The sequence below is a fragment of the uncultured Clostridium sp. genome (assembly GCF_947036855.1).
Lineage (GTDB): Bacteria > Bacillota > Clostridia > Clostridiales > Clostridiaceae > Sarcina.
In genome coordinates this window covers 66,824-83,555 of sequence record NZ_CAMQRY010000002.1, presented here as the reverse complement: position 1 = coordinate 83,555, position 16,732 = coordinate 66,824, and the positions used below count along the sequence as shown (strand labels likewise).

Here is a 16,732-nt window from a genome sequence, read left to right as displayed (position 1 = left end):
CCTACAACAGTTGCACTATATTCTGATAAAACTAAATCATCATCATTAAAATGCTCCCCAAATCTTGCTAAAAGTAAAGTACCAAGTCTTTCACCATTCCCAAGTATCGGAACTATCGTAGATATTTTATTAGACATAGGACAATGCCCCTGTTCTTCAAACACACACTCACCATTATTTGGAGAATTTGAAAGAGTATTTTTTATACTAAGTAACCTTCTATTATATGCCTGTGGAAATCTCTTATCCCTTATAATAGTTTCCCTCATTACATCACACTCAAACTTTTCTGAAAAAGTATAACCTAAAACTACCCCTTTTTTCTCTACTAAATATACATTACATTCCATTACTTCACTTAATATACTACATATATCTTCAAATACTACATTCTCACTACCTGCTTTTTGTAATATCTTATTAAGCTTTCTTGTCTTATCTAATAATGTTGACAATAAAACCCCTCCTTAAAAAAAACACTATAATCCTATTTATATAAATACCATTAAAATTCATAAAATTCTAATACATAATATATCATAGTGTTATAGTGTTTTCAATATTATTGATAACATTTCAAGTAGTGTTCATACTTTATATAATGTTATTCTTCTTTCTTTTCTTCAGGAATATCAACTCTTTCTTTACATTCCTTATCACTGCACTCTAAATATTGACCTTTTGCTTTTGAATATTTTTTAAGCATAAATGTACTACATTTAGGACACTTTGTATTACTTGGTTCATTCCAACTAACAAAAGTACAATCTGGATAATTAGAACATCCATAGAATCTATTTCCCTTTTTACTTCTCTTAACAACAACATCCCCACCACAGATTGGACAGTTAGCTTCAACTGTTTCAACTATAGGTTTTGTATTTTCGCATTCAGGATATCCTGGACATGCTAGGAAATCTCCAAACCTTCCATGCTTTACAACCATCATTTTACCACATTTATCACATGGTACATCACTTACTTTATCTTCTATAATTATCTTAGATATTTCACTCTCTGCCTTTTTGATATCTTCACTTAATGGTTTAAAGAATTCATCAACAACCTCTTCCCATTTAAGTTTTCCTTCTTCTACGCTATCAAGTTTACTTTCCATAGCTGCTGTAAAATCTGCATCAACTATAGTTTTGAAATACTCTGATATTATACCATTAACTATTATTCCAAGCTCTGTTGGTGATAATACTTTTTTCTCTCTATTTACATATTTTCTACTAACTAAAGTTGTTATAGTAGGAACATATGTACTTGGTCTACCAATTCCATTTTCCTCTAAAACTTTAACAGAAGATGCTTCAGTATATCTACTTGGTGGCTGTGTGAAATGTTGAACACCATCTATTGTATCAAGTTCTAATATTTCACCTTCCACTATTTTTGGAAGCATTACATCTTGCTCATCATCTGAATTTACGTAATCATAAATTTTCATAAATCCATCAAAGCTTACATTTGATCCACTTGCTCTAAGTAAATAATCACCATTAGTAATTTTTATACTATTTGTATTCAGTATACAATTTTCCATTTGACTTGCAATAAATCTATTCCAAATAAGAGTATATAATTTATACTGATCTCTTGATAAATTAACTCTTGCAATTTCTGGTGTTATTTCTACATAACTTGGTCTTATAGCTTCGTGAGCATCTTGAATATTTTTCTTACCTTTAAATATTCTTTCTTCTTTAGGTAGATACTCTTCACCATAAGAATTTATAATAAATTCTTTTGCCTTATCCTTTGCATCACTTGAAATTCTTACTGAGTCAGTTCTCATATATGTTATCAAACCAACTGTTCCATATTTCTTAACTTCAACACCTTCATAAAGTTGTTGTGCTATTTGCATTGTCTTTTTAGTCATATAATTCAATTTTTTACTTGCATCTTGTTGAAGTGTACTAGTTGTAAATGGTGCTAATGGTTTCTTAGCTCTTGTACCAACTTTAACTGTTTCAACATGATACTCACCTTTATTCAAATCATTTATTATAGCATCTGACTCTTCCTGATTATTTATCTCTACTTTCTTTTTATTCTTAGTAGATAATCTTATTGGGAAAGTCTTTTTATCTTTTTTAAGTTTTATATCAACACTCCAATATTCCTTTGGATTGAATTCTTCAATTTCTTTCTCTCTATCACAAATCATTTTAAGCATAGCAGATTGAACTCTACCAGCACTTAATCCCCACTTTACATTTCTCCATAAAAGTGGACTTATCTCATAACCAACTAATCTATCAAGTATTCTTCTAGCTTGCTGTGCATTAACTAAATCTTGATTTATAACTCTTGGATTTTTAATTGATTCCTTAACTGCTGTCTTTGTAATCTCATTAAATTCTATTCTGCATTTCTCACCATCTGCTATCTTTAAAATATTTGCAAGATGCCATGAAATTGCTTCACCCTCTCTATCAGGGTCAGTTGCAAGGTATATTTTATCACTTTTTTTAGCAAGTTTTCTAAGCTTTGTTAAAAGCTCGCCCTTACCTCTTATAGTAATATACTTTGGTGCATAATCCTCATCTACGTTAACTCCTAATTGACTCTTAGGTAAATCTCTTACATGTCCCATTGATGCCTCAACAACATAATTTTTACCAAGATACTTCTCTATTGTTTTTGCTTTTGCTGGTGACTCAACAATTACTAATTTTTGACCCATAGTAACCCCCGAATTTCGGAGTTTCACCCCCTCTAATTTTTTCGTAATATTTTCATATAATTATTTCCGATTAATCCAATAATCTCATTATTGAATTGCATTTCAAATAATAACTCATTAATAATACAACTGTCAACTTTAATTTTTTCCCTAATTTTATCAAAATGCACAGGTTTTTCTCCTAATACACTCAGAATTTTTAATTTTATATCATATTTTTTATCTTTTTTGCCCATTTCATAAAATAATCCTAATTCTTTAAAAACTTGTTCTATATTAAGATATACAAGTGCACCATCATTAATTAACTTATTACACCCTTTACTATTTTCTGAATTTATATTCCCTGGCACAGCATAAACAGACTTATTTTGTATACAGGCATGCATTGCTGTATTAGTAGCACCACTTCTCACTCCTGCCTCAGTAACAATGATAGCCTCTGAAATTGCACTTATCAATCTATTTCTTTTTGGAAAATTATAATACATAGGACTTTCTCCTGGTGGAAACTCACTTATTATAACCCCATTCTCTATAATTTTATTGAATAATAAAACATTTGACTTTGGATAGCAAATATCAATCCCACAACCCAAAACAGCAATATTAAAAATATTATTATCAATAGCTGCATAGTGTGCAATAGAATCTATTCCTATAGCTCCACCACTTACAACTCCAATATTACACTGACCAGCTATACTACTTACAATTTCCTTTGTTACTATTTCACCATACTCACTGTTTTTCCTTGAACCAACAATTCCCAAAAATTTCATTCTATTAATTTTTTCTAAATCGCCTTTATAAAAAATGCAAAATGGTGGTTCTTCAATATTTTTAAAACCTTCTATATATAAGCTATCACCATATATAACTAATTTATATATTCCTCTCTCTATATCTAGAGATATTTTATTTATTATCTCACTTTTTATATCTATACTAAGCACCTTATCTCTTGCTGGTATTTTTTCAAATAACTTCACCCGATTTTCATATATATTTTCACAAGTTCCACAAGATTTAAGTAGCATAATTTTAGCCTTTACTGATATTGGGATTATACTAAACCAAATTTTAAATTCATCCTTCATTTATATAACTTCCCCCCTTATATTTTTTCTATACCCTAAAGCTTCATATATATGTTCAACCCTTATGTCTTCTGCATCTTCAAGATCAGCTATAGTCCTAGAAATCTTTATTATTTTATGTAAAACTCTACTACTTACAGCAAATTTTTCATATATTTCCTGTAGTAGTAAATTTGCTTCTTTGCTAAGTAAAATATACTCATCTATATACTTATAATCAATTTCAGAATTCGTATTTATACCAAGTTTTTTATATCTCTCTTTTTGTAAATACCTCGCTTTTTCAATTGCCTTTTTAACATCCAATTTAGGTTTATTATTCACTTCTCGAAGACTACTATAATCAACATATGTAACAAATGAAAATATATCAATTCTATCCCTCATAGCCTTTGATAATTTATTTTCATATTTCTTTATAGCCCCATCACTACAAATACATTTTCTCCCCTCAATTCCACTCAAAAAATTTCCACAAGGACATGGATTAAATGCTCCAACAAATGTAAAATCAGCTGGATAATCAATACTTCCTTTATTTCTTGTTATTCTTATTTTTTTACTCTCTATAGGTTCTCTAAGTCCTTCTATAGTACTTCTTTCAAATTCTAAAAGTTCATCTAAAAATATTACACCTTTATGTGCTAGTGATATTTCTCCTAAAGAAATTTCTCTTCCTCCACCAAGAAGTCCTACCTTAGTTATAGTATGATGTGGTGTTCTAAATGGTCTTTTATTAATAAAACCATCATTAAGTTTACCATTAATACTATAAATTTTATTAACCTCTAGAGCTTCATCAAAGTCCATTTTAGGTAGTAATTCTATCAATGATTTTGCAAGAAGTGTTTTTCCACACCCTGGTGGTCCTTGCAATATTATATTATGTCCCCCTGCTGCACAAATCATAAGAGCTCTCTTTGCACCATCTTGACCTCTTATACTATCAAACTCTAAAATTTCTGCATCTACAGCTTCAAACTCACACTCCTTTTCAGGTAATAAATGTCTATAATTTAAAAACTCTATAACTTCTTTTAAATTATTAATTCCGTATATTTCTACACCCTTCACATTCCTACATTCTTCGACATTCTCACTAGGCAATATAACTTTGTTGATATTATTTCCCTTTGCTTCTATCACCGCTGATAAAGCTCCATTTACTTTTCTTAGCTCTCCATTTAAAGAAAGCTCACCAAGAAATAAAAACTCTTCATTTTCAATATTTTTAATTTGATTACTCTCAACAAGTATAGCAATCGCAATCGCTAAATCTAGAAAAGACCCTTTTTTAGGTATATTTGCTGGTGCTAAATTAACTGTAATTCTCCCTAAAGGAAAGTTATAACTAGAATTTTCTATCGCAGTTCTAACCCTCTCTTTTGATTCTTTTACCGATATATCAGCAAGCCCTACAATATTAAACCCTGGTAATCCCTTTGATATATTAACCTCAATTCTAATTAAAACTCCTTCAATCCCTCTATGTGCTGCACTAAGTAGTGTAACTGCCATATAATCACCTCTTCTTTAAAATTAATTCATATTAAATTAATAACCTATTTTAAAGTTTTTAAACATTTATTCTAAATTTATCAAACAAACTAAATTTTAGTCTTAAAAATCAAAAATTTGGTAATAATTAAAATAGGTGATAAAATGAAAACTCTTAATAAAAAAATAGGTTTCTATGGTGAAAGTCTTGCAAGTGATTATCTTATTTCAAAAAATCATAAAATTATAAAAAAGAATTTTTTCTCGAAGCATTGTGAAATTGATTTAATAAGTTTAGATAAAGAAATCCTTGTATTTACAGAAGTAAAATCTCGAATGTATTTTAAATTTGGCACACCTTTAGAATCTATAAATTTTAATAAAATTAAAAACATCAAAAAAACAGCACTCTATTATATCCATAAAAATAATGAATACAATCGATATATTAGATTTGATGTTATAGAAATATTTCTAAGTCCCACAAATTCAGATTACAAAATCAATCATTTAGAAGATGCTTTTAGATAAATAAAAACCCCTTATCATATGATAAGGAGTTTTTTATTTAAATCAAATTTTTTATAAAACTTTTTCTATGTATTTTAGTAAGGCCAAATTCTTTTAATCCCTCTAAGTGTTTTTTAGTTCCATACCCAACATTATTTGAAAAATCATAACCAGTATATACACTATCATATTCTTTCATTAAATTATCCCTATATACCTTAGCTATAATAGATGCACATGCTATTGAAGCACTCTTTCTATCGCCCTTTATAACAGCCTTATTTAAGCCATTATAATTCTTTATAAGGTATCCATCTGATAAAACCATTCCTACATTTATATTAAGCCCCTGACAGCTATCTATAAATATTTGATTATTACAATATGATAATCCCTGTGTATCTATTTCATCATTTGATTTTTCAGATATACAGTATGCAATAGCTCTCTTTTTAATTTCCTTAGCTAATCGCTCTCTTTTAGCTTCTGATAACAACTTAGAATCATTTATCTCAAGTATAATATCATCTATATTATCTAAATCTAAAATAACTGCAGCAGCCACTATTGGTCCTGCAAGCGGTCCTCTACCAACTTCATCCACTCCAGCAAGGTAATTCCCCTCTTTTGCTAATCTATCAAACTCATACATAGTTTTTACTCTTTTAATTTCGCTTTTATATTTTTCAGTATTTTTTTCAAGTCTAACTCCAAGTGTCGAAACATTTTTTCTATCATCTAATACTAATAAAGAAATTATCTTTTCTATATTAGTCATATTTTCAGTAGAAATTTCAATACTCTTAACACTATCATTTATAATCTTATAAGAGTAATTTTTTAAATTTTCAAATATTGAATTTATTAAACTTTCCATAAATATCTCCTAACATATCTTAATCAAAGTCTATCTTCTCTTATCTTTAGCTTCACGTCTATCTTTAATTCCCTTTGTACCTTTTGCTGCCGGCTTCTTAGATGTTACTTTTTTCTTTTTCTCACCAGCTGCATCTTTTGCTTTTTTAAGCTCTTGATACTCTTTGAAATTAGTTTTTTTAGCATCTTTTTTAGCTTTTTTAGCATCTTGAGTTTCTTGAAGTTCTCTTGAATCTCTAGCTATTCTAGCTTTTAACTTCTTCTTTTCTTTTTTAGCTTTTTTATATTCTTTTGTAACTTGCTCTTCAGTTTTTTCAACATCATCAAGTTGCTCTTCTTCAATTACATCACGAGGACCTTCTAAAGATATATTCCCTATAACTCCACCTCTAAATTCATCAAGGAATATAGCAGAAATTCTATTATAATTTATTCTACCACCAGACATAATACATCCTCTTTTTTTAGCAATCCTATCTAAATTATCTATAGGATTATCAGATATATAGTCTAAATCATATCTTTTTTTAAGTTCATTTGGAGCTACTAAAGTTAACTTCTCTATAAGTTTATAAACAAGTTCTTCAGTATCCATTATTTCGTCTTTTATAGCACCTGTAAAGGCTAAATTATAACCAATACTCTTATCTTCAAACTTAGGCCATAAAACACCTGGTGTATCTAAAAGATCAATATCAAGTTTAGTCTTAATCCACTGAGTATTTTTAGTAAGTCCTGGTCTATCTCCAGTTTTAGCTATATTATTTTTAGCCATTTTATTAATAAAAGTAGATTTACCTACATTTGGTATACCTACAACCATAGCTCTCGTAACCATTTTTACAAGACCTTTTCTCTTCAATCTATCGTGCTTTTCTTTTAATAATGCATCAAGTGCAGGTTTTATAGTTTGCATTCCCTTACCATTTAAAGCGTTTACTTCTAAAACAGTAGTTGTTGCATTATTTAATTCATTACTCCATGCTCTTGTTATATTAGAATTTGCTAGATCACTTTTATTAAGAAGTATTATTCTAGGTTTATCACCACAAATTTTATCTATTTCTGGATTCATAGAAGCTCTTGGGATTCTTGCATCTCTAATTTCTATAACTGCATCAACAAGTGCTAAATTTTCTTCTAATTTCCTTCTTGTTTTAGCCATATGCCCTGGAAACCATTGTATTGTTGTCATATGTGTATCTCCCTTCAAATCTTATATATATGTTAAGTACAAAATTATCCGTATAATAAAAAACGGGGCTATCACTAGCCCCTGTTTTCTATATCAATTAGATTAAATTATCTAATTCTTAATTCTTTAACTTTAGCAGCTTTTCCTACTCTATCTCTTAAGTAGAATAATCTAGCTCTTCTAACTTTACCTCTTCTAACAACTTCTAATCTGTCTAATGAAGGTGCGTTAACTGGGAAAGTTCTTTCAACACCCATACCACTGATTAATCTTCTAACTGTAAAAGTTTCTCTGATTCCTCCGTGTTGTCTTTTGATAACTGTTCCTTCGAACATTTGAACTCTTTCTTTTTCACCCTCAGTGATTTTAACGTAAACTTTAACTGTATCCCCTACATGGAATTCAGCTATATCTGTTCTGATTTGCTCTTGTTCTATTGATCTTATTAATTCGTTCATTGTGCATTCCCTCCTTGATTAATTATAATGTGACGCTCTTAAACATAGTTTGCCAGAGGAACGCCCGTACTAGCACAAAATTTATTGTATCATATGTTTACATACTAATCAACAAATTTCTCTTTATCTTTAAGCAACTTGATATCTTCCTTTGATAAAGAAAGCTTATCAAATAAATCTTTTCTTCTATGTCTTGTTATTAGAAGAGATTTTTTTCTTCTCCATTTTCTAATATTCTCATGATGACCTGATATTAGAATTTCAGGAACACTATCACCTTCAAATTCAAAAGGTCTTGTATAATGAGGATATTCTAAAGTTCCATCATAAAAAGACTCTTCCTGAAAGCTCTCTTCTTTACCTAAAACATCTGGAATAAGTCTACAAATACTATCAATTACTGGTATTGCTGCCATTTCTCCACCTGTTAAAATAAAATCTCCAAGTGAAATTTCCATATCAAAATATTTATAAACTCTCTCATCAATACCTTCATAATGTCCACAAACAAATATAAGTTCTTCTTCCTTTGCAAGCTCACCTGCAAGCTCTTGATTAAAGGTTCTACCTCTTGGTCCAAGGAATATAACCTTTCCCTTATTAGTTTTTTTTACATCTCTAATAGCATCAACAACAGGTTGTGGTGCCATTACCATACCTGCTCCTCCGCCATAAGGAGAATCATCAACTTTTTTATGTTTATTCTTTGTATAATCTCTAATATCTGTAGCTTTTATATCTAAAATATTATTTTCTACAGCTCTTCCCATTATACTATGTGAAAATATATCAAACATCCCTGGAAAAAGAGTTAAGATATTAACTTTCATGGTTCCATTCTCCTGAAGGTCTTATAATAACTGTTTTACTTTTAACATCTATTACATTTACAAATTCTTTTAAAACAGGAACTAAAATTTCTTTATTTCCTTTTACCCAGTAAACATCATTGCTTCCTGTTTTAATAACTTCTGCTATTTCACCATAAACAAAATCTTCTGTATCTTTAACAGTACATCCTATTAAATCAGTAACAAAGAAAGTATCTTCTGGAAGCTCTACAGCCTCGCTTCTTTTAACTTCAAGATAAGGTCTTTTAAACTTATATTTTTCTGCTTCATTCATAGAAGTTATACAATCTAATTTTAAAACAACCTTATCTTTTAAAAACTTAACATTTTCAATTTTAACTTTTTTACCATCTAAATAAACTTCTTTTAATTCTTTAAATCTTTTCATATCATCAGTAAGTGGCATAACTTTAACTTCACCCATTACTCCATGTGTGTTTATTATTTGTCCAACTCTTAAAAACTCTTCCATAACCAGTCACCTCTTTTTATATTTATATGGATAAAAAGAGTTAGGTCACCCTAACTCTTTTTTATATAATATCTAGTTCAACTTTTTTATTTTCTTTGTTAGAAGCTGCTTTTATAACAGTTCTTATTGCCTTAGCAACTTTGCCTTGTTTTCCTATGATTCTTCCAGTATCATTTTCAGATACTTTTAGCTTTAGTATAATTTTGTCTTCTCTCACTTCTTCTGTAATAATAACTTCAGATGGAGAGTCTACTAATGATTTAACGATTAGTTCAACTAATTCTACCATACATAGTCTGCTAAAGAACTTAGCAGCTCACCTCCATTGAAAACTATTTGCTGATTCCAGCTTTAGCGAAAAGTCTCTTAACAACATCTGTTGGTTGAGCACCGTTCCCTAACCACTTAACAGCCTTCTCTGCGTTTATTTTAACGTCAGCTTCTGGCTTAGCGATTGGATTGTAGTAACCGATCTCTTCGATGAATTTACCATCTCTAGGAGCTCTAGCGTCAGCTACAACTATTCTATAGAAAGGTGATTTGTGAGCACCCATTCTTTTTAATCTTATTTTTACTGCCATGTCATATTCACCTCCTTTACAAGATAATGCTTAATATATATTACTTCATAAATGGCATTTTACCAAACAAACCTTTCTTTCCAGCCCCTTTAGACATTGACTTGAATTGCTTCATTTGTTTTTTCATCATTGCATGACCTTTTATGAGTTTATTAACGTCTTGAATTGTTGTTCCTGAACCTTTTGCAATTCTTTTCTTTCTTGAATTTGAACCATTTAATAAGTTAGGATTTTTTCTTTCTTTGCTAGACATTGAGTAGATAATAGACTTAGTCTTATCCATCTCTTTCTCTCCATTAGATAAATCTAACCCCTCTAACTCTTTTGAGTTAACTCCTGGTATCATTTCCATAAGTTTTGTTATTGGTCCAAGTTTTTTCATTTGCTCCATTGCTTTAAGATAATCATCAAAATTAAAATCTTGATTTGTCATCTTTTTTGCAAGTTCTGCAGCTTCATCTTGATCTATTGACTCTTGAGCCTTTTCTATAAGAGATAGTACATCTCCCATACCAAGAATTCTTGATGCCATTCTATCTGGGTGGAATACTTCGATGTCACTCATCTTTTCCCCTGTCCCGATAAATTTAATTGGTTTCTCTGCTACCTTTCTTATTGAAAGAGCTGCTCCACCTCTTGTATCACCATCAAGCTTTGTTAGTATAACTCCAGTTATCTCTAAACTCTGGTTGAATGTTTGTGCTACATTTACTGCATCTTGTCCTGTCATTGAATCTACAACAAGTAATATTTCACTTGGATTTGTAACTTCCTTAACATCTTTAAGTTCTTGCATTAACTCTTCATCTATATGAAGTCTTCCTGCTGTATCTATTATAACAACAGTATTTCCATTTTCTCTAGCATGTTCAATTCCGGCTTTTGCTATATCTACAGCTTTAACCTTATCTCCCATTGAGAAAACTGGTATATCTATTTGTTTACCTACAACTTCTAATTGTTTGATAGCAGCTGGTCTATAAATATCACATGCTACTAAAAGAGGCTTTTTATTTTGCTTTCTTAAATGTAAAGCAAGTTTACCAGTCATTGTAGTTTTACCTGCACCCTGAAGTCCAACCATCATAAGTACTGTAATCCCATTTGATGAGTAATTAATCTTACTCTCTGACTGCCCCATAAGATCTGTAAGTTCTTCGTTTACTATTTTAATGACTTGTTGCCCTGGTGTCAAGCTTGTTAAAACATCTTCACCATTACATTTTTCACTAACTGCTTTAATAAACTCCTTAACAACTTTGAAGTTTACGTCTGCTTCTAATAAAGCAAGTTTAACTTCTCTCATAGCTTCTTTTATATCTTTTTCAGTTAGTCTACCTTTACCTTTTAACTTTTTAAATGCATCTTGTAATTTCGATGCTAAATTATCAAAAGCCATGTTCAATCCTCCTATGCGTTTATAATCTCATCTATATAACTATCAATTAATTTAATATTACCATGTTTTGATAGTTTATCAAGTAATTCTTCTTTCAGAATAACTCTTTGTCTGTATTTATCCAATAGTTTGAGTTTTCCCTCATAAACTGATAATTGTTTCGAACATCTTTTTATTAAATCAAAGGTTGCTTGCCTACTTGTTTGATTTAAATCCGCTATTTCAGCTAAAGATAAATCTTCATTAAAATAAAGATTCATTATGTTAAGCTGTTTCTCAGTTAGTAAGGAACTATAGTAGTCTAATAACATTGATATTTCAAATCTATCTTCCATATAACCACCTTACTTACAAATGATATATTATCAGAATTTTTTATTAGTGTCAAGTATTTTTACTTAACACCCTTAAAATATTTTTTCTCTATAAATCTGTTTTAAAGCCATTTGTAAATTATCAAATTAAAATCTCCTAAAACTTTTCTATTTTTTATAATAATGCATCTGCAAAACTTTTTGGATCAAATTCTTGAAGATCCTCTATTGCTTCTCCAACACCTATATATCTTACCGGAATATCTAAAGTTGTTTTTATTGATATTACAACTCCACCTTTTGCAGTTCCATCAAGCTTTGTAAGTATTATACCATCAATAGGACATGACTCCATAAATTGCTTTGCTTGTATTACTGCATTTTGTCCTGTAGTAGCATCTAAAACTAGTAAAGTTTCTTTTTCTATATCTCCAAGCTCTCTATCTATAATTCTATTAATCTTTGCAAGTTCATCCATTAAATTTTTCTTATTATGAAGTCTTCCAGCAGTATCACATATTAAAACATCTACATTTCTAGCCTTTGCAGCAGAAACTGCATCAAAAACTACAGCAGCTGGGTCTGATCCTTCTGTATGTTTAATTATATCAACACCAGAACGTTCGCTCCATACTACTAACTGATCTATTGCTGCTGCTCTAAATGTATCTGCTGCGGCTAGAAGAACCTTCTTATTTCCAGCTTTATACTTTGCTGCAAGTTTTCCTATTGAAGTTGTTTTACCAACTCCATTTACACCTATAACAAGTAAAACTTTTTTCTTACCATTATCTACAGTTTTTTCTGAACCTGATAAAAGCATTTCTTCAACAACCGCCTTAAGTGCAGGCTTTATTTCCTGTGGATCATTAATTTTTTCTTTTCTTATCTTCTTCTTTAAATTATCTATTATAGCAACTGTTGTCTCCATTCCTACATCAGAAGTTATTAAAGCCTCTTCAAGCTCCTCATATAAATCATCATCAATAGTAACTGCAAGTTTTAAAGTTTCATTTATTTTATCAGTAAGGTTATCTCTTGTTTTACTAAGACCTTCTTTTAGTTTATTAAATATTCCACCAAACATATTCATTTCTCCTTTTGTTAATTCTTTTTATTTAAATCTACAGAAACAACTTTAGAAATACCTTTTTCCTCCATTGTTACTCCATACATTACATCAGCAACTTCCATAGTTCCTTTTCTATGTGTTATTACAATAAATTGTATACTATCAGAAAATTCACTTAAAAACTCTGCATATCTATTTACATTAGCATCATCAAGTGCTGCTTCAATCTCATCTAATATACAGAATGGTGTTGGTTTCATTCTAAGTATAGCAAATAATAACGCTATAGCAGATAATACCTTCTCTCCACCTGACATTAAATTAATATTTTGAATTTTTTTCCCTGGTGGTTGAACTCTTATTTCTATATCTCCACCAAGTTCATCTGACTCATCTAATATAAGTTTAGCAGAGCCACCTTTAAATAATTCCTTGAAAGTAGCATCAAAATTAATATTTAAAATATTAAAGTTTTTTCTAAATATAACTTTCATCTTAGATGTCATATCTTCTATAATACCAATAAGTTCTTCTTTTGCCTTATCTAAATCTGATTTTTCACTAACTAAAAACTCATATTTTTCAGATAACTCTTTAAATTCTTCAATCGCATTTGTATTAACTGTACCAAGTGAGCTTATTCTTGATTTTAATGAATAAATAGATAATTTATATTTTTCTATATCATCTATTGGTATAAACTTCTCTATTTCATCATCTATATCAACCTTATAATCTTCTTCAAGCTTTAACTTTGAATTATTCTCATCAGCTTCACTTCTAGTATACACTATTTTATTTTTGTGTATTTCCTCTTCATTTTTTGCAATACTCAGAGTTAAAAGTTCAACATCACTTTCAATTTTATTAAGCTTTTCTTTCATTTTCGCTCTATAAATTTCAAAATCCTTAGCTTTATTGTCAAAACTTAAAAGTTTTTCTCCCTCATAATTTATAAATGAACTGCTTTCTATTATCTTATTATTACTAGTTTCTTTTTTATTTATGCTAGCATTTTTTTCACAAATAATTTCTCCAATTTGCTTATTAATTTCAGTTACATCATTATCATTTCTTATAATAACTTTATTCTTAGAATCAATAAATTCATTAAATTCAACTAGCTTTATTTTAATATTCATAATATCATTATCAAGCTTTTCTTTATTTTTAATCAAATCATAAACTTCATCACTTAAATCTTTAAGTAATACTTCACTAACGTTGTCTATTCTCTGAATTTTATTATATTTAATTTCTAAACTATTTAGTTCAATTACTAATAATTCTACCTTTGACTCTATATTACTGTTTTCTAAAATTAAATTTTTACTGCTTATTCTTATATTGAATAAATCACTTGAAACTTTTTTAACCTCATTGCTAAGATTTAAAACTTCTATTTCATTATTTTTTATTACTTTATTTAGCTCAATTAATTTTCCTTCTTCATGCTTCATCTCTTTGAACATATTGTTTTTACTAGTAACAATCTCACCTAATATAGTTTTATTTACTTCAATTTTTAAAATTAAATTTTCAATTTCTTTTTTCCTTGAAATTATCCCCATATTTTTCTGATATGTACTACCACCAGTTAATGCACCACCAGCATTTATCACTTCACCATCTAAAGTTACAACTCTATATCTATATGATGTAGCCTTTGAAAAGCTTAGTGCACAATCAATATCTTTACATATAATAGTTCTACCAAGTGCATAATTAACTATATTTTCATACTTTGAGTCAAATTTAACAAGTTCTGATGCAATCCCTAAATAACCATTTATCATTTTATAAGAACTTTCAATAATAATTTTTTTACCTTTAATTATTGATAATGGTAAAAATGTAGCTCTTCCTAGTTTATTACTTTTAAGATACTCTATCATCTTTTTTGCAACAAATTCATCTTTTGTCACTATATTCGAGATTGCTCCACCAAGCGATGTTTCTATAGCAACCTCAAAGCCTGATTTAGCCTTAATAATCTCTCCAAGAATAACAGAATCATCTATATCCAAACTAATTTTATTGCTATTTATATGGCTCATAAGCTTTTTAACAGATATATTATATCCTTCATACGAACTTTCAAGATTTTTAAGCATATCTCTACTTGTTTCAAGTTTACTTATTTCTAAATTCTTTTTAGTATACTCTGTGTTTTTCTCATCTAAAGAATTTCTACTTATTTCTATAATCTTGCTTTTAGTATTTCTATCTAAAATATTTTTTTCACAAATAGCTTTTATTTCATTTAAATCTTTTTCAAAATTAATTTTAGTTAAATTAGTTATTTTAATAGCAGATTCATTTCTATCTAAATTTATTTTCATAGACTTTAAATTTTCAGTAAATCCTTCTATCTTACTTTCAAATACACCTTTTTTACTTAAATATTCTGATTGAATCTTTAAACTTTCAATATCTTTTTGCTTAATTGCATTTATTTCTAAGTTTTTATCTTCAATTTCTTTTGCTATTTTACTTTTTTTATCAATATACGAAGTTAATATTTCTTTATTTTCTATAACTTCTTTAGATTTAATATCTATATTGCTTCTTAATTCTTTAATTTCCTCAGTTATATTAGATATTTTATTATTATTAAACTCAAGCTCTATATTGGCTTTCAAAATAATATCTTCATAACTTTTAATTCTTTCTTTCAAAAGTAAAATTTCTGATTTTGCAAGTGCTATACTCTCTTTTTTCTCTAAATAAGTTTTATTCTTATTAGCATTCTCAAACTCTAATCTTTCAAGATCAGCCCTAAGATTTTTTAAGTTTTCTCTAGCATTTTTATTTTTTTCTTTTTCGATATCATTATTTTTTTCAAGATTTAATATAAAACTTTCTTTTTCTTTAAGTTTTATATTAATATTTACTATATTGCTTATAAGGAGATTTACATCCTTTTCCTTAAGTAAAGTTGCAAGTTCTATATACTTCTCTGCTTTTTTCTTTTCCTCTTTAAGAGGAATTAACCTTTCCTCATACGTATAAGCAATATCGTTAATTCTAGTTAGGTTATCAGCTGTATTTTTAAGTTTTCTTTCAGCTTCACCTTTTCTTGTTTTATACTTAACTATACCAGCAGCCTCTTCTAAAAGAGCTCTTCTATCTTCTGATTTTCCACTTAATATAGCATCTATTTTACCTTGTCCTATAAGTGAATATCCTTCTTTACCTATACCTGTATCCATAAAAAGATTAACTATATCTTTAAGCCTACAAGTAGAATTATTTATAAGATATTCACTCTCACCAGACCTATATATTCTTCTAGTTACTTTTACTTCATTAAAATTAATCGGCAGACTTTCATCAGAATTATCTAAAGTAAGTGATACACTAGCTATACCTATAGCTTTTCTGTATTCTGTACCTGTAAAAATGATATCTTCCATTTTTGACCCTCTAAGTGTTCTAGCATTTTGCTCTCCTAGAACCCATCTTACAGCATCCGAAACATTACTTTTACCACTTCCATTAGGCCCTACAACAGCTGTAATTCCTTTATCAAACTTAAGCTCAGTCTTATCTGCAAAAGACTTAAAGCCTCTTACCTCAAGAGATTTTAAAAACATAAAAACTAGTCAATCTAAAACCCATTAAAGATTGACTCCTCCTCCCAAACTTATTTTATACAAGTGATGCTCCAAGCATAAGTATCATTATAAATGCAATTATACTTGCCATCCCT

Annotated in this window: 14 protein-coding genes and 2 pseudogenes; 1 reads left to right on the top strand and 15 read right to left on the bottom strand. The window is 29.0% G+C overall.

Annotated elements, in window-relative coordinates:
- From Q0V15_RS00980 to Q0V15_RS00965, 4 genes and pseudogenes are all read right to left on the bottom strand, one after another.
- Positions 1–455, bottom strand: a pseudogene (locus tag Q0V15_RS00980) (GTP-sensing pleiotropic transcriptional regulator CodY); the annotation flags it as partial.
- A 149-nt stretch (positions 456–604) separates the two neighbouring features.
- Positions 605–2,695, bottom strand: a complete 2,091-nt coding sequence (gene topA / locus Q0V15_RS00975; protein ID WP_297435122.1) for a type I DNA topoisomerase — start codon at positions 2,693–2,695, stop codon at positions 605–607.
- Between the two features lie 32 nt (positions 2,696–2,727).
- Positions 2,728–3,795 (bottom strand): DNA-processing protein DprA, encoded by a 1,068-nt coding sequence (dprA, locus tag Q0V15_RS00970; protein WP_297435121.1) that lies wholly within the window; start codon positions 3,793–3,795, stop codon positions 2,728–2,730.
- The gene (locus Q0V15_RS00965; RefSeq protein WP_297435120.1) at positions 3,796–5,313 is read right to left on the bottom strand and encodes a YifB family Mg chelatase-like AAA ATPase; all 1,518 of its coding nucleotides are present in this window, start codon (positions 5,311–5,313) and stop codon (positions 3,796–3,798) included.
- Positions 5,314–5,457: 144 nt separating this feature from the next.
- Here Q0V15_RS00965 and Q0V15_RS00960 point away from each other — a divergent pair, with 144 nt between their 5' ends.
- Positions 5,458–5,823, top strand: a complete 366-nt coding sequence (locus tag Q0V15_RS00960) for a YraN family protein (RefSeq protein ID WP_297435119.1) — start codon at positions 5,458–5,460, stop codon at positions 5,821–5,823.
- Positions 5,824–5,860: 37 nt separating this feature from the next.
- Here the strand turns inward: Q0V15_RS00960 and Q0V15_RS00955 are convergent, their stop codons facing one another.
- The 11 genes and pseudogenes from Q0V15_RS00955 to smc all read right to left on the bottom strand — a co-directional run bounded on the left by Q0V15_RS00955 (position 5,861) and on the right by smc (position 16,616).
- Positions 5,861–6,679, bottom strand: a complete 819-nt coding sequence (locus tag Q0V15_RS00955; protein ID WP_297435118.1) for a ribonuclease HII — start codon at positions 6,677–6,679, stop codon at positions 5,861–5,863.
- A 351-nt stretch (positions 6,680–7,030) separates the two neighbouring features.
- Positions 7,031–7,873, bottom strand: a pseudogene (gene ylqF, locus Q0V15_RS00950) (ribosome biogenesis GTPase YlqF); the annotation flags it as partial.
- A 107-nt stretch (positions 7,874–7,980) separates the two neighbouring features.
- The gene (rplS, locus tag Q0V15_RS00945) at positions 7,981–8,331 is read right to left on the bottom strand and encodes a 50S ribosomal protein L19 (protein ID WP_297435117.1); all 351 of its coding nucleotides are present in this window, start codon (positions 8,329–8,331) and stop codon (positions 7,981–7,983) included.
- Positions 8,332–8,435: 104 nt separating this feature from the next.
- Positions 8,436–9,161 carry a tRNA (guanosine(37)-N1)-methyltransferase TrmD gene (gene trmD, locus Q0V15_RS00940; protein ID WP_297435116.1) on the bottom strand — a complete coding sequence of 242 codons (726 nt, stop codon included), beginning with the start codon at positions 9,159–9,161 and terminating at the stop codon, positions 8,436–8,438.
- Complete coding sequence (gene rimM, locus Q0V15_RS00935) at positions 9,151–9,654, bottom strand: ribosome maturation factor RimM (RefSeq protein WP_297435115.1); 504 nt, start codon at positions 9,652–9,654, stop codon at positions 9,151–9,153. Before rimM ends, trmD begins: the two co-directional genes overlap by 11 nt.
- A gap of 61 nt (positions 9,655–9,715) precedes the next feature.
- Positions 9,716–9,943: a KH domain-containing protein gene (locus Q0V15_RS00930; protein WP_297435114.1), complete on the bottom strand. Its 228-nt coding sequence runs from the start codon at positions 9,941–9,943 to the stop codon at positions 9,716–9,718.
- Between the two features lie 43 nt (positions 9,944–9,986).
- Positions 9,987–10,235: a 30S ribosomal protein S16 gene (gene rpsP / locus Q0V15_RS00925; protein ID WP_297435113.1), complete on the bottom strand. Its 249-nt coding sequence runs from the start codon at positions 10,233–10,235 to the stop codon at positions 9,987–9,989.
- Between the two features lie 40 nt (positions 10,236–10,275).
- Positions 10,276–11,634, bottom strand: a complete 1,359-nt coding sequence (ffh, locus tag Q0V15_RS00920; RefSeq protein WP_297435112.1) for a signal recognition particle protein — start codon at positions 11,632–11,634, stop codon at positions 10,276–10,278.
- 11 nt (positions 11,635–11,645) lie between these two features.
- Positions 11,646–11,969, bottom strand: a complete 324-nt coding sequence (locus tag Q0V15_RS00915) for a putative DNA-binding protein (RefSeq protein ID WP_297435111.1) — start codon at positions 11,967–11,969, stop codon at positions 11,646–11,648.
- A 154-nt stretch (positions 11,970–12,123) separates the two neighbouring features.
- Entirely contained in the window at positions 12,124–13,035 is a 912-nt protein-coding gene (gene ftsY / locus Q0V15_RS00910) for a signal recognition particle-docking protein FtsY (protein ID WP_297435110.1), read from the bottom strand.
- Between the two features lie 17 nt (positions 13,036–13,052).
- Entirely contained in the window at positions 13,053–16,616 is a 3,564-nt protein-coding gene (smc, locus tag Q0V15_RS00905; RefSeq protein ID WP_297435109.1) for a chromosome segregation protein SMC, read from the bottom strand.
- Positions 16,617–16,732 lie beyond the last annotated feature (116 nt).

Excerpts from the sequence above, each read along its gene's own strand:
- topA (WP_297435122.1), bottom strand. The coding sequence starts at position 2,695 with ATGGGTCAAAAATTAGTAATTGTTGAGTCACCAGCAAAAGCAAAAACA.
- dprA (WP_297435121.1), bottom strand. The coding sequence starts at position 3,795 with ATGAAGGATGAATTTAAAATTTGGTTTAGTATAATCCCAATATCAGTA.
- Q0V15_RS00965 (WP_297435120.1), bottom strand. The coding sequence starts at position 5,313 with ATGGCAGTTACACTACTTAGTGCAGCACATAGAGGGATTGAAGGAGTT.
- Q0V15_RS00960 (WP_297435119.1), top strand. The coding sequence starts at position 5,458 with ATGAAAACTCTTAATAAAAAAATAGGTTTCTATGGTGAAAGTCTTGCA.
- Q0V15_RS00955 (WP_297435118.1), bottom strand. The coding sequence starts at position 6,679 with ATGGAAAGTTTAATAAATTCAATATTTGAAAATTTAAAAAATTACTCT.
- rplS (WP_297435117.1), bottom strand. The coding sequence starts at position 8,331 with ATGAACGAATTAATAAGATCAATAGAACAAGAGCAAATCAGAACAGAT.
- trmD (WP_297435116.1), bottom strand. The coding sequence starts at position 9,161 with ATGAAAGTTAATATCTTAACTCTTTTTCCAGGGATGTTTGATATATTT.
- rimM (WP_297435115.1), bottom strand. The coding sequence starts at position 9,654 with ATGGAAGAGTTTTTAAGAGTTGGACAAATAATAAACACACATGGAGTA.
- Q0V15_RS00930 (WP_297435114.1), bottom strand. The coding sequence starts at position 9,943 with ATGGTAGAATTAGTTGAACTAATCGTTAAATCATTAGTAGACTCTCCA.
- rpsP (WP_297435113.1), bottom strand. The coding sequence starts at position 10,235 with ATGGCAGTAAAAATAAGATTAAAAAGAATGGGTGCTCACAAATCACCT.
- ffh (WP_297435112.1), bottom strand. The coding sequence starts at position 11,634 with ATGGCTTTTGATAATTTAGCATCGAAATTACAAGATGCATTTAAAAAG.
- Q0V15_RS00915 (WP_297435111.1), bottom strand. The coding sequence starts at position 11,969 with ATGGAAGATAGATTTGAAATATCAATGTTATTAGACTACTATAGTTCC.
- ftsY (WP_297435110.1), bottom strand. The coding sequence starts at position 13,035 with ATGTTTGGTGGAATATTTAATAAACTAAAAGAAGGTCTTAGTAAAACA.
- smc (WP_297435109.1), bottom strand. The coding sequence starts at position 16,616 with ATGTTTTTAAAATCTCTTGAGGTAAGAGGCTTTAAGTCTTTTGCAGAT.